Source organism: Citrobacter sp. MGH110, from assembly GCF_001037515.1.
Lineage (GTDB): Bacteria > Pseudomonadota > Gammaproteobacteria > Enterobacterales > Enterobacteriaceae > Citrobacter > Citrobacter portucalensis.
Map to the genome: position 1 here is coordinate 72,909 of NZ_KQ089831.1, position 11,557 is coordinate 84,465.

General features: G+C 48.0%; 19 protein-coding genes. 12 read left to right on the forward strand and 7 right to left on the reverse strand.

Features of this window, described 5'->3' with window-relative positions; all coding sequences use genetic code 11:
• Positions 1–9: 9 nt before the first annotated feature.
• From SK38_RS16555 to SK38_RS16585, 7 genes are all read right to left on the reverse strand, one after another.
• Complete coding sequence (locus tag SK38_RS16555) at positions 10–930, reverse strand: hypothetical protein (RefSeq protein WP_231587327.1); 921 nt, start codon at positions 928–930, stop codon at positions 10–12.
• Positions 931–1,141: 211 nt separating this feature from the next.
• Complete coding sequence (locus SK38_RS16560) at positions 1,142–1,924, reverse strand: antitermination protein (protein WP_048236552.1); 783 nt, start codon at positions 1,922–1,924, stop codon at positions 1,142–1,144.
• Entirely contained in the window at positions 1,921–2,781 is an 861-nt protein-coding gene (locus SK38_RS16565; RefSeq protein ID WP_048236553.1) for a hypothetical protein, read from the reverse strand. The genes SK38_RS16560 and SK38_RS16565 overlap by 4 nt, the downstream gene beginning before the upstream one ends.
• Positions 2,781–3,749: a toprim domain-containing protein gene (locus SK38_RS16570; RefSeq protein WP_048236555.1), complete on the reverse strand. Its 969-nt coding sequence runs from the start codon at positions 3,747–3,749 to the stop codon at positions 2,781–2,783. Before SK38_RS16570 ends, SK38_RS16565 begins: the two co-directional genes overlap by 1 nt.
• Entirely contained in the window at positions 3,746–5,362 is a 1,617-nt protein-coding gene (locus SK38_RS16575) for a DEAD/DEAH box helicase (RefSeq protein ID WP_048236557.1), read from the reverse strand. Before SK38_RS16575 ends, SK38_RS16570 begins: the two co-directional genes overlap by 4 nt.
• Before the next feature lie 428 nt (positions 5,363–5,790).
• A complete protein-coding gene (locus SK38_RS16580; RefSeq protein WP_048236559.1) occupies positions 5,791–6,093 on the reverse strand; it encodes a hypothetical protein in 303 nt (100 codons plus the stop codon).
• Positions 6,065–6,289 (reverse strand): helix-turn-helix transcriptional regulator, encoded by a 225-nt coding sequence (locus SK38_RS16585; RefSeq protein WP_048236560.1) that lies wholly within the window; start codon positions 6,287–6,289, stop codon positions 6,065–6,067. The genes SK38_RS16580 and SK38_RS16585 overlap by 29 nt, the downstream gene beginning before the upstream one ends.
• Positions 6,290–6,387: 98 nt before the next feature.
• Here SK38_RS16585 and SK38_RS16590 point away from each other — a divergent pair, with 98 nt between their 5' ends.
• From SK38_RS16590 to SK38_RS16640, 12 genes are all read left to right on the forward strand, one after another.
• Entirely contained in the window at positions 6,388–7,056 is a 669-nt protein-coding gene (locus SK38_RS16590) for a LexA family protein (RefSeq protein ID WP_048236889.1), read from the forward strand.
• 171 nt (positions 7,057–7,227) lie between these two features.
• Positions 7,228–7,440, forward strand: a complete 213-nt coding sequence (locus SK38_RS16595; RefSeq protein WP_048236562.1) for a hypothetical protein — start codon at positions 7,228–7,230, stop codon at positions 7,438–7,440.
• Positions 7,441–7,857 carry a hypothetical protein gene (locus tag SK38_RS25240; RefSeq protein WP_048236564.1) on the forward strand — a complete coding sequence of 139 codons (417 nt, stop codon included), beginning with the start codon at positions 7,441–7,443 and terminating at the stop codon, positions 7,855–7,857.
• 38 nt (positions 7,858–7,895) lie between these two features.
• Positions 7,896–8,105: a hypothetical protein gene (locus tag SK38_RS16605; protein WP_048236565.1), complete on the forward strand. Its 210-nt coding sequence runs from the start codon at positions 7,896–7,898 to the stop codon at positions 8,103–8,105.
• A 179-nt stretch (positions 8,106–8,284) separates the two neighbouring features.
• On the forward strand, positions 8,285–8,635 hold the full coding sequence (locus tag SK38_RS16610; protein WP_048236567.1) for a hypothetical protein: 351 nt from the start codon (positions 8,285–8,287) through the stop codon (positions 8,633–8,635).
• Complete coding sequence (locus SK38_RS16615; RefSeq protein ID WP_048236569.1) at positions 8,625–8,861, forward strand: hypothetical protein; 237 nt, start codon at positions 8,625–8,627, stop codon at positions 8,859–8,861. The genes SK38_RS16610 and SK38_RS16615 overlap by 11 nt, the downstream gene beginning before the upstream one ends.
• On the forward strand, positions 8,854–9,066 hold the full coding sequence (locus tag SK38_RS16620) for a hypothetical protein (protein ID WP_048236570.1): 213 nt from the start codon (positions 8,854–8,856) through the stop codon (positions 9,064–9,066). Before SK38_RS16615 ends, SK38_RS16620 begins: the two co-directional genes overlap by 8 nt.
• The gene (locus tag SK38_RS25245) at positions 9,038–9,259 is read left to right on the forward strand and encodes a ParE family toxin-like protein (protein WP_045261750.1); all 222 of its coding nucleotides are present in this window, start codon (positions 9,038–9,040) and stop codon (positions 9,257–9,259) included. Before SK38_RS16620 ends, SK38_RS25245 begins: the two co-directional genes overlap by 29 nt.
• Positions 9,256–9,480 carry a hypothetical protein gene (locus SK38_RS16625; RefSeq protein WP_048236572.1) on the forward strand — a complete coding sequence of 75 codons (225 nt, stop codon included), beginning with the start codon at positions 9,256–9,258 and terminating at the stop codon, positions 9,478–9,480. The genes SK38_RS25245 and SK38_RS16625 overlap by 4 nt, the downstream gene beginning before the upstream one ends.
• 100 nt (positions 9,481–9,580) lie before the next feature.
• A complete protein-coding gene (locus SK38_RS16630) occupies positions 9,581–9,892 on the forward strand; it encodes a hypothetical protein (RefSeq protein ID WP_048236574.1) in 312 nt (103 codons plus the stop codon).
• Positions 9,882–10,091, forward strand: coding sequence for a hypothetical protein (locus SK38_RS25250; RefSeq protein ID WP_048236576.1), 210 nt, complete (start codon positions 9,882–9,884; stop codon positions 10,089–10,091). The genes SK38_RS16630 and SK38_RS25250 overlap by 11 nt, the downstream gene beginning before the upstream one ends.
• Entirely contained in the window at positions 10,046–11,218 is a 1,173-nt protein-coding gene (locus SK38_RS16640; protein ID WP_048236578.1) for an Arm DNA-binding domain-containing protein, read from the forward strand. Before SK38_RS25250 ends, SK38_RS16640 begins: the two co-directional genes overlap by 46 nt.
• Positions 11,219–11,557 lie beyond the last annotated feature (339 nt).

The following is an 11,557-nucleotide window of genomic DNA, read 5'->3' on the forward strand; positions in this document are numbered from 1 at the left end:
AAACTCCCGTTAGAGCAACCCTATCATTTTCGTTTCAAGCTGCAGATGTACTGTGCTTTCACATTGGTTGATGAGGTTACCTAATATTACCCTCTCACTTTTAGTGAACAGTTTTGTGGCAGCATCTTCGTTACGGTCAAGATCCAAACTGGCTTGCTTGCCATCTTTTGAGTAACTAATTGAAACCTTGGTATATCCAGACTGCTGCCCTTTCTTTCTTAAAATCTCTAACAACCTTTCTTTATCTTTCAATGGCGGCTGTCTAATGATTTTATACCTTACGGACCTTTCTGAGAGCTCAGTGTACGCCGTTTGGTCCAATCCACCTTTTCTTCTTGTGCTCACAAGCTTAACGTTATGAAGTTTTGCACCTTTTAGGGCATCCATCAGCGTCTGAGAACCATGGGAGAAGATATCAAGTTTTGGTCTATGTTGACACATGGCCTTTGTTGCTGGGTTTTTAAACTCACACCCTACGAATGCTTCTCGCAGCATTGCGTTCAAAAAAGGCTCAAGAACCGACTTGCTTATTCCCGGCACAGATTCAACGAGTGTTTTGTAATGATCTGCTGTGTGCGGTACAACTTCAGTAGAAATCACAATATGACAAGAAACTGCGATGCCTTCCCCTGCAAGCTTAGGCTCTACCCGTAGATTTCCTGTAGTAAGCTCACCAAAAACGGGATCTGATCCGTTCTTATCGCTCAGTTGAATAAGCAACGTGGCTTGTGGCCCCCCGACTGCATATTTCATTTCTGAAATTCTGACTGCTCTAGAACCATTGTTGTAAAGCTTAACAGCATTGCCTGCTTTCACCAGCAGGTTAAGCTTTGTAAGAATATCTGCGATCGGAATGCTTGGCGCTGCTGGATGTGTAGGACTCAAAGCAAAATCAAAAAAAGAAACCCAACGCTCGTTGTTAGAAAGCACAATGCCACCACTTAAATTTTGTTCACGAACATACAGTAACTTAGCAGCGAAAAAAATAAAGTGATCACAAATAAAAAACCCGCAAAATAGCGGGCTTTTTGAGATTAATTATTTACAGGGCGTTATACTCCATAATCAGAAGCATACAGGACAGTTTTATGCAAAGTCAACACCATCATGCGAAAACTTGTCACCATCTGTTCCGATCGTATTAATTACTGGTTGCCTTCTCAAATTCTGATGATGCCCGACTCTCCTCCTTGTGCAGTACATCAATCAGCATTTCATAGAATGGCTTCCAGTTACGCGACCATGAGGATTGATGGAGATCCGGGAGTCTCTTCAAAATGGCACGATGAACAGTTGCAGATGAAACGACAGAATATCCGCTTCCGCTGCAGCGCTCGCAGGTTTTAAACACCGGCGCGCCGCGCTCGCTTGTGGCTTTGCGGTCGAGCACTTCACCTTTGCCGCCGCAACGGCATCGGGCCAACAACTCACCTTTACCGTTACATGCCGCGCATTTACGCTTGACCAGTTCGTGCTTGATTTTCGGCGGTACGATTTCCATTCCGTCAGAGTTGAAGACTCCAGGATGTTTGATCACATCCTCATACTGAGAGGTTAATCCGCTGCCGCTGCAGCGGTGACATGTCACGCTGGTTTCCGCTGAACGGGAGTATTCAGCAAAAGCAAATTGTGCGAGCACCAGCATGCACCAGCCAAACTCTCCTGCAGCTGCTTTACGTACATTCCTGGGCGCTGATTCCATTGCATGACGCGCCAGAGCCTGTACAGCCAGCTGCTCATCGCTTTTGCTGATCCCGGTCTTACCAAAGAAGGCTGCCAGACCAAACCGCGCGCGGCTGCTGGTGGTACCAATGGCCGCCATAACATCGGTGCCGGTAATACGATCCGGAGAGGTTCCCTTCACGTCGTCGCTGATATGCATTCCCTGAGGGCTGAAGTGTTTTAGCGATGCCTCAAGCTTCATTGTTCGCACTCCCCAACAAGATTAAGAATGACCGCTGCACCGTGGTTTTCCATGTACTGTACCTTTTCACTTTCAAGGAACCAGCGACATACCTCGATAGCTTCAGCTCGCGTCACGGGTTTGATGGTTGCCAGCAATTTTTCCAGATAATGCTCGCGGTCATAGACTGAATTATGATGCTCGGAGTAACCGAATTCATAACCGAGTTCTTTGCCTGCGGCATTGCGTACGCTATAAAGCCAGTCCCAGTAAACAAATTCGCGAACAACATCAGAGAGAGTATGGGGCTCTGGCAAAACATCACGATAACCATCAACATAATCACGACGCTGATCGTCAATTTCAAACATACGACCGCCGCCAATATGGCCGGCTTCGAGTTCCTCTGGAGTCCATCCCCAGTCATAATCATCGATGAATTTCGCAGAGGACTTAATAATTCGCTCGGCCTCTACGTCCTCCATCGCTGCCTCATAGCTGCCGAACGTAGCACGCACATCAGCAGCTTTTTTGATGTTCTTACGCGCATTCTCAATAGCCCGGGCCGGGTTATCCATGCCGATGGTACCGAAAGCTACCTGGAAAGGATCGCCGCCATTCGCCAGCAGATAACGGGAATACCGTTGCTCGGCCTCTTTTGGAGAGATTTTAATTTTCTCCAGCGCAGCTTCTGCAGCGTCCAGATGTGCCGGTTCATTCAGGCGGATGACCTCCAGTACCCACAAATAGGCATCGGTCTGTTTATGCCCGGTGATTCTCCGTTGCTCAGGCAGAGGTTTGATGTTTGCCAGGGCGGAGCTGTGCGCTGCCGTCGGGATGGTGAATAGTGCTTTATGTTCGTTATTATCTGTACGCATTACGCAGCCGCCTTTTTCTTGTGGAAAACCAGCTCACGAACCTGATCGCCGTTCATGAGCATGTTGTTGAAATCATCGTGATCGGGCCAGTACACGCTCACTCGCTGTAAGTCATTCTTTGCCAGCAGATTGGCATGAGCGCATTCATAGGCCGCAGCCAACCCGGTAGCGCTGTTCTCGTCACGGTCAGCAAAAATAATGAGGTGCTTAACGCCAGCCGGAACGCGGAATTTCTTCATGAAGTTGGCCGTCATGGTTGCCCAGGTATTTACGTTGTAAATTTGGTGCGCTGATAAAGCGGTTTCGATGCCTTCGGCGATACCAAGTGTGCTGGCTACCGGGAACATCCGGATCGCTACTGAACGAGCGTGATCAAGATAGTTATCTTCCTGCAGGGATTTTTGGCGCTTTGCACTGGTGCCAATATCTGCCTTTTTGGCGCCATCGAGTAATGTCTGGTGCAGATAGCACAGTTCCCCTTTATCGTCAGTGGCGAGGGAATAAAGCGACTGATACACCCTCCCGGCATGGCGCTGCTTATCGTTGAAGCGAATCGCTTCAGGAGGCAGACTGAAAATACCGCGCGCATTGAGATACGCAGCACCAGAAGTGCCGCGCAACGGCTGCAGCTTCGCGAACTTATTCAGAACCTTTGTACGCAGGCTGGTAGCACTGCTGCTGACAGGGATTTTTACACGCTGAAAATCATTACCGATCAGGTGGTCTATTTCCCTGCAAACCTCGTTAAATGGCTTCCCCTGTGTCAGGGTGACAAGCTTCATACCGTCACCGTTGCCGCAGGTACAAATCCACGTCCCCCGACCGTCGCGGTCGTCAATACGTAGCTTGCCGCGCGCTCCACATACCGGACATTCGCCTTTAAAGTGGTTTTTACCAGTGATCGGCGGAAGGCCGAAGTGCTCAAAGATGGTAGGCCAATGCCCAATTGCTGCTTCTGCCGTCTTCATGCTCGTTTTCCTAACTGCTGTTTGATATCGCTAATCACTTTCTGTGCTTGCCGAATGGAGGATGGCGCAGGTGCACCAGATGCCGCCTGCATACGTTTGGCCTTCTCCTGACCTTTCGCATAAGCGATCAATTTGTGCCGGATGAAATTCGAAACAGTCGGTGTGATCTCCATCGGGAAATCGCTCAGCCCGTTAGGCCACTCGTCAAAACGATCGCGAAAAGTGTTTGCGCACCAGCCATCACTAACGGGCTTTTTCCCCTGCGATACGCGCTGGCGCTGATAGAATTTGATCTGACTCCACCAGGCCTGTTTCTCTGCCTTCGTGGGCTGATGCTGGTCTTTACCCAGCTTTTTGAGTTTGCGTCCGGTGTCAGTATCGACGTCCTCACCGCCCAACGGCTTATGTCCGCATTTCGGGCATACGTACACACCAGCGGGTTTCATGTAGTGGCATTGAGAACATTCATGGGGGAGTTTTTCGGCCCGTTCTTCAGCTGCGCGGCGCGCGCTTTCCTCCATACCGTCAGACTTACCGGGGAGATCGTCATACTCGATAGAATCCGGATAACCGAGGCGGTGCACAGTACCGCTGTGATCGAATATGAGGCAGGACTCTTTACCCGGTGCGGTGCGCAGGCCACGCCCGAGCGCCTGCAGCCAGCGAATTTCGCTTTTTGTTGGTCTGGCGTAGATGATGCAGCGAACGTCACTATCGAAGCCGGCCACCAGAACGCCCACACTAACGATGATTTTCGTTGCGCCGGTTTCAAAGCGGTGAATGATGGTCTGGCGCTCATCCACTGGAGTGTCGGCGGTCATGACCTCAGCGTTAACACCCGCCAGGTTAAACTGGATTGTCAGGTAATTGGCGTGAGCTACGTTGACGCAGAAAGCGATGGTAGGGAGATCCCGGCCATTCTCCAGCCAGTTCTGTACGATGTCGCCCACCAGCGTAGAGCCACACATAATTTCAGCCAGCTGCGTTTCGTTGTAATCGTTGCCGTATTCAAGCGAAGACTTGGTTTTTACGCCTTTCAGATCCGGCTTTGTTGGCGCGTAAAATTCGTATTTACTCAGATCGCCACGCTGGATTAACTCGCCGATGGTGGTCGGCTTAATCAGTCGGTCATAGTATTTGCCCAGGAATGGGGAAAAAGGCGTACCCGACAGACCAATCACCTTTACGCCTTTGCCGCGCAGCCGTTCGATATCCTTCAGGATGCGTTTTTTACGCAGGTGTGCTTCGTCGATAATCAGCAGATCAATATTTTCAGGAAAAACACGACGAATAAGCGTGTCGGCGCTGGCAATCTGAATTTTACGGGCTGGATCGTAGTTCGGGTGATCCGCCCAGATATAACCGATTTCATCCCCCGGTAACCCGTACTCCACAAAGCGATTGGCCGTCTGACCAATCAGGATGGTGTACGGTGCACAAAACAGAACGCGCATACCACGGCTGACGAACCCGGCAACGATGAAAGCGGCAAGACCAGTTTTACCGCTGCCAGTTGGCGAGTACACCATGAAGGTGTCGTTTGCCTTCCAGTCATGGCGCAACATGTTTAACGCTCTTTCCTGTGCAAAATTCGGCGTAATCGTCAGCTCCATTGTGCTGCCCCCGTGCTGATGAGATAATAATTTTGTGATGTGGTTTTCATGGATTCCCCCTCACATGGCTAGCGGCCTCCCCAAAGGCTGCCAGCCTCCCTTCTGATTCAGCTCCTCTGAAAAATCACTCTTCCAGGAAGAACCCTTTTCGTTTCTCAGCGCCTGAGCGCTTTGTACTACCTTGCTGATACAGGCGTTTTTTTAAATTGCGCCCTTAAGACAGTGATCTACTTAACCAATGGATCTCTCCTGTTGGAAAAGACCCTATTCCTACCCCTGCACCCAATCCCCCCTTACCCCCCTTTCCCTCTTCCCCATAAAAACGTACTACTTCCCTAGTACACATGAGGAGTTGGGTCAGTTGGTTGCCAACCTGAACAGGCACCTTTAAGCCTGCTTCTGTTCAGGTACCTTTAAACCCGAAACAATCAGGAGCGCTGTCGCGTTCCAGCCAGGGGAGGTTCGGCGGTATACCCCTGTAAAGCTCTGCCCTGATTTCTCACAAACAGGCGAAGCCTTGTGTTTGCTTCATGCCTTGCCCGGTTCTCCTTGCGGTATGAAACGGGTTCAGCTTCGAACGCCTCCTGATACACAGCTGCATAACGCTGGATAGCTTTTTGTCTTGCAGTTGGTGTCAGGCTAAGTAACTGCTGCTTAACCCACTCGGCATCCGCTTGTGAGTGGGTTTCCGGCAGCATTGCGTTATCGAAGTTGCTCTCCGGTATGTTCATCGGAAAAAACCTCATCCAGACTGGTTTCATATCCGAGCTGCTTAAAAGCGCTCACAATGCGTTTCCCAACTTCAATATCTGGGATTCGGCGACCAGTTTCGTAGTGGCTAACGGCCCCTTGAGAGCTAGCAATCAACGCTGCCAGCTCCCCTTGGGTCACTTTTGCTCTCAGCCTTAGGCTCTTGATACCGCTCATTCGGATAGTTCCTATCTAAATAATACATAACGTACTATACACACTTAAGACAATAATACAAAATGGAAGTTGTTCAAAAAATACGGATTGTAATAATCATGTCTATGAAACAGAGATGGCAGGACCTGGCTAAATCCAGGATGAAAGAAGTCGGAATGACTCAGGAACAGCTAGCTGAAGCACTCGGTATGACACAGGGTGGGTTAGGTCATTGGCTGAACGGAAGACGTGAACCTAATCTGGAGGTCATAGCAAAAATTTTTAAAATTCTACAAATGCCAGGTTTTGTAGTTGACGCTGACGGCGCGGTGAGCGACGCAAGAGCTGATCACAATGTGTCATTTCGCGGAATCAATGAATCGAAAGGAAGCTACCCCGTAATCAGTTGGGTTAGCGCAGGGGATTGGATGGAAGCAGTAGAGCCATATCATAGGCGGGCGATCGACCGCTGGTATGATACAACCGTCGAATGTTCAGAAGATTCATTTTGGTTAGACGTCAGAGGGGATTCGATGACCTCGCCTGCAGGGCTTAGCATTCCAGAAGGCATGGTTATACTGGTCGATCCTCAGGTTGAGCCCATCAACGGAAAGTTAGTTGTAGCTAAGCTTGATGGGGATAACGAGGCTACTTTCAAAAAACTAGTTATCGATGCTGGTCAACGATTCCTCAAGCCGTTGAACCCTCAATATCCGATCATTCCCATAAACGGTAATTGCCGTATTATCGGTGTCGTGGTAGACGCAAAGATAACCAATCTTCCATAGTGCATAAGCCGCGTAAGCGGCTTTTTTTATGCCCTACGTCACTAGAGCAAACAAAAACCCCTTTACAAACAGAAAGATAAAAATTAATACATCAGATTAATCCGTTTTGTATTGACGCAACTTAATACATTATGTATTGTTGAATCATCAACAAGCAAACGGAGCGAGTATATGAACACTCAACAATTGGTTTCGGAAAATGGTCTTGTCCATAAGCTAGCTATGGATATTGATCGGGTGGTCAATGCGCTTGAATATGCCGAATCTGATCCAGATACTGGCTATAAACCTGCAGCCCTTATTCAAATTTGTATCAATCAACTGAAAAAAAACCTTTCCACTTTAAACCATGAACTTGGTCATGACTGGACGGAGAATAAATAAATGAAAACTCCAATCAGCATGATTGAAAGCATTGCGGCTGATCTTTTAGAAAGCACTTCATTACTTGAGGTTATTTACCGCAACAACGAATTGCCGCCAGAAGCTGATAATGCAATTGCGTGCCTGATTCGCTCCATGCAGAAAACCAATGAGTCTGCATATGAATATGTAGAAAAACTAAACACGCAAACACAACCCGATTTTAATTTAACGGATAGAACGGCCAATATCGATGAAGATATTTTTGATGCAATCATTATTGCAAAAAAACTGGAAGAACTAACCCACATTTATATCGAGGCATATTTCACAGATAAAGATAATAACAACCCTAAATGTTATATGTCAGATGTTATTCACGATTACGCCATGAGAATCCGTGCAGAACTAGAAAAAATTGAATCGAAATTAAATTAATTGTCACTTATCAGCAATATGGATAAAGAGAGGGTGTTATGCCTAGCAAACAGTCAGCACCATTAGTAACCTCTGCCGAAGACCTTGAGTTATGGAGAGACGAAATAGAACGTTGTGCACAGGCCTTGTTTTTTATATCCGACTCCATTGAAGGTGCTGGTGCTGGTGCGAACATTAATATTATTGCAACCGCGCTATTAAACCAGATGGATGTTATCGATTCACATAGTCGCGGTCTAACCAAGTAATAACCAATAATTTATTTACAGCTTAATCGCTGGGGAATCACTCAGCCCTGCAATAGGGAATGATGAATTATTACTTTCATTAAAGATATTGAGGCATTTAAAACAGCACAGCGTTTCGCCGCTGCTGGGCATATGGTCATAGCAACCCTTTACTTAAAAAAAGCATACGGGAAATAATCATGAATACACTAATTGAAACTCGCCGTCGTCACTTAGTGCAGGCGAAACTGAATTCTGTTTATCGTAGAACTGGCGGCTATATCCAAATGGCAAAGTTGAATAACGGTGCATTATTTCCTGTCGAATTATCCGAAGGCATATTGACAAAAGCGCTGATAAAACTTTTTGAAGAAATGATTTACATGACTTATCCCACTAAGCATTTAGCAGAAGAAGCCATAGCCGGGCATTATTTCGACTGCTTAGGTAAAAGTAACTTAACACCCGATGCAGTGTATTTCATGGATGCTCTTATTGAAACCCTGGCTGAAGAAGCGCTGAAAAAAAGGAGAGCTCAACATGCAGTCTAATCAAAAATTGATTATGTACAAAGAGGCATTAATTCCACGTCCTGTTTTAAGTATAGATCTACATGTATCTCCAGCTTTTACCGGGCGCGTGGTTCTCTATATCGAAAATGGCGCAGTTAAGTGCGACCGACGGCTAACTGAGGATGAACATATCTGCACATTGGACACATTCATCGAAATGGCTCGGGATATGGAATTACGCATTCAGGAGACATCAAATGGCTGATGTTAATTATTCGGTGGAACATGGTCCTATTGAAATAGTGCTGACGATCGAGAACGGGAAAGTAATCCACGTGCGCCCGGTTCAGAACGGCGAAGTTACAGCGTCGCTGGAGACTTTTTTATGGATGGCTGAACGTGCCGGTTACACGATCACTCCACCTGCAGGAGAGAAGGACAATGGCCCTGACAGCGATACGAATTCCTGAGTGGGTGCACCTGCAGGCGGTCCATGTACTCCGCCAGTTCAGGGCCAGGCGAATTCATCCCTGTCGCATGCACGGTTCCGGGAACCTGAGCCTGAGGGTTAATCGCCGCTGGCGCTTGCTGTCCCGAGACGGCGGCCAGAACTGGGAAGTGATGAGCCATGAACGCTACAGCAAAGTGAAGGATAGAAAATGAAAATTGCTTATGAAGATAAAGGCGCAACCGCAAAGGTAACGATTACCAGCACTGTATTTGAGTTCCGTCGTCATGTGCGCATTGTTGATACAGCATTAATTTGCTCGCCTGGTGTTATTGCCAACCGGAGTGGCTTTTTCATTATGAGATCAGTCCTTTCTGGCAGATCGAAAGAAATGCTAAGGGCTTATAAAACCGTTCAGAGAGAAGCGGCCAGATGAAAGCCATTTTCCTTTCCATGCTGTTTGGCCTGTTACTGGTGGCCGTCGTTTTCGGCGCGCTTATTGAGTATAAATTTTTAATGGGTTTCTGAGGTATGCCATGAAAAAAGATACCACTGAAATTATTGAACGCTGGACCCGTTTAGCATCGGAAGCCAAAGAGTTGGGTCTCACCACCATCCCGATCGACCCGGAAAACATGTTGATGGTACTGGGGGAACTGCCAGCCAGTTCGGCTGAAAAGTCAGTCGATTGTCAGAGTGACTATCAGGCAGCGATCGACATCTTGCGCGACAAAGCTGCTCGCGAACTCGATGGTGGTTTTCGAGCACATCACAACGCCCTGATTTATGCAGCTAATGAACTGGAAAATGCCCAAGCATTTGGGCAGGAGGTCAGCCATGACTCTTGACTGTGTACCCCTTTCTACGTACTGCAGGGACGCGGGGGAAACGGTAGAAGCCGTTAACAAACGGATACAAAGGGGGTTATGGAAGGAGGGAGTACATGTATTAAAAGTCGATGGCGTTAAAGAACGCTGGATTGACTTAACGGAGGTTTCAAAGTGGGCAAGAAAGAACAAGGATCATTATCTCTCCCAAGAGGAGTAACCATCCGCCAGCATAAAACTGGCGACACTCTGGTTATCACTTTTACATACAAAGGGGTTCTGTGCCGGGAGCCCCTCTCCAAAATGGAAGCGAACGCGCGCGGTGTGAAGTACGCCGAGCGCCTGCTCGGGGAGATACAAAACCAGATCGTCAGCGGAACCTTTGAATATGCTAAATATTTCCCTAACTCAAAAAAGTTGGAACTGTTCGGGGTAGTGAAGAAGACCAAAAATATAAAGTCTTACCTGGACGAGTACCTGAAAATCTGCCAGAACCGCAACCTGTCTCCGTCGACCATCAACGGTTATGAAAAATGCCTGTCGGCGCTGTCAGCTCTGCATAAACTCCATGTCTCAGAACTGACACCTGCTGTCCTTAAAAACTGGATAGCCAGCCGGAAAACGAAGCTGAAAACGACCAGGAATAACCTCTCGTTTCTGCGCAGCGCCATCGATGAAGCGGTGACGGATGGCTTGCTGACTATAAACCCGGTAACCCTTGTCAGCGCCAGCCGGTACCATGTGATCGACAACAGTCCAAGCGCTGACGATTATGAGGTTGACCCGTTCACGCCAGCGGAAACCCTCGCTATTTACCAGAGCTGCAAATACCCGGAATGGGAAAACCTGTTCCGCTTCGCCTTCAATACCGGTCTGCGGAGCTCCGAACTGTGCGCGCTGCGCTGGCCTGATCTCGATACTATAGCGAACACTGCCCACGTACAGGCAGCCAGTGTCGTAGGGGTACTTAAAGGTACCAAGACAAAAGCCGGTACCCGTAAGGTGGAGCTGAACAGTGAGGCACTGGCAGCCCTGCAGGCGCAGAAACAATACACCTTTATGAAAAGTGAGTTCATATTCAGCGATCCGAAAACGGGGGAGCCATGGGCGAACGCCGACGCGATCCGCAAAAAAGCATGGGTACCGACACTGAAAAAAGCAGGCGTGCGTTACCGTAACCCGTACCAGACCCGTCACACGTTCGCCACCAAGCATATTAGCCAGGGCGTTAACCTCTTCTGGCTTGCTGGACAGATGGGCCACAAAGGGCCGGAAATGTTGTTCCGCAATTACGGTAAATACCTAGCTGAATATGACGGCAAAACCGCGATTTCAGCAGCTCTGTAAAGGGGGAATATTTCAAAATGTTGGACGGAATCAGGACGTTAGACAGACATCAATATGCGCGTAAAATGCACTTGAAGCCTGATATGGTGAAATAATTGTTTATTTTCAATTAGTTAAATACATTTCGGACGCGAGTTCAACTCCCGCCAGCTCCACCAAACACCGGTGAAAGCCCTCAGCGCAAGCTGAGGGCTTTTTTGTGTCTATTGACCCGTCCTGAAAGTGTTGACACGTTCCAGACTTAGATCCGGAGAACGTGATGATAGCTGAATACGAACAGGCAGATTAATTTCCTGATAACTCTTTTTATTTAACAGTGAACGACCATGGTTAAATAAT